Origin of the sequence: Streptomyces sp. H39-S7 (assembly GCF_027158205.1) — a bacterium.
Classification (GTDB): domain Bacteria; phylum Actinomycetota; class Actinomycetes; order Streptomycetales; family Streptomycetaceae; genus Actinacidiphila.
In genome coordinates, this window is sequence record NZ_JAPVLU010000140.1 from 1 (window position 1) to 1,117 (window position 1,117).

Genomic DNA, 1,117 nt, shown 5'->3' on the forward strand with positions numbered 1-1,117 from the left:
CAGGGGCATTGCGTGGTTGGGATTGGTCCGGTTCGCCGGTCTCGTGAGTGACGTGGCGTCATGTCCGTTGCGGGGCAAGGGACCCCGGAGAGCAGAGCTGGCACGGTGCTGGTGATCATGTGGTTGTCGAGACCCATGAGAACCGAGCGAGACCGTGCCTGCCCGAACATCATCGCCCATCCCTTCCGTGCTGGAGCAACTGGGCTCCACAACTGATTCCCTCACCTGAAGCGCTGTCGTTGACCTGCGGCGTTTCCTGATCCTGGTCGCCGATCCCCGTGATGTGCGGGGACTGCGGTATCCGGCGGTCGCGTTGCTGTGTGCGGCCGTCTCGGCGGTGCTGACCGGGGCCCGCTCGCTCATCGCGATCAGCGAGTGGATCACGGATGCCCGGCAGCATGCGCTGGGTGTCCTTGGTTTCGCGGCCGATCCACTCAGCGGCCTAAGGGCGGTGCCGCACGCCGCAACGGTGCGCCGCCTGCTGCAGCGCGTGGACGGTGATGCGCTGGACGCGGCGATCGGCGCGTTTCTGCAGGCCAGAACGCCACCACCGGCTGAGCCGGAGATGAAGGCGGGGCCGGTGCGGCGGGTGATCGCGGTCGACGGCAAGGTGGTACGCGGTACGCGGACCAGGACCGTCACGGCGATTCAGTTGCTGGCGGCGATGGACCACTACGGCGTGGTCCTGGCTCAGCGGCAGGTCGCCTCGAAGAGCAACGAGATCCCCTCCTTCGCGCCCCTGCTGAACGGCCTGGATCTGCGGAACGCGGTGGTGACCGTCGATGCCCTGCATACCCAGCATGATCACGGGGCCTACCTGACCGGCCGCGGCGCTCACTACGTGGCTGTGGTGAAGAAGAACCATCCGGGCCTGTACGCCCAGGTCAGGAAGCTGCCCTGGCGGGACACCCGCTCGGGCACCGCACCCGCGACCACGCCCACCACCGCGACGAGATCCGCCGACTCAAGGTCGCCGCGTTCAGCCACCTGGATTACCCCGGGCGCCCGGCAGGCGATCCAAGTGGTGGGGTGGCGAAGCGACTTGAGCACCGGGAAGCTGGCCATCGAGCGCGTCTATCTGATCACCAGCCTGAGCATCTTCGACGCCACCCCCCCC

The 1,117-nt window shown here is 67.7% G+C and carries 1 protein-coding gene; it reads left to right on the forward strand.

What is annotated here, in order from left to right; all coding sequences use genetic code 11:
* Nucleotides 1–262: 262 nt before the first annotated feature.
* The coding region (locus tag O3X23_RS43865) for an ISAs1 family transposase (protein ID WP_269281007.1) at nucleotides 263–1,117 on the forward strand (855 nt) is incomplete at its 3' end.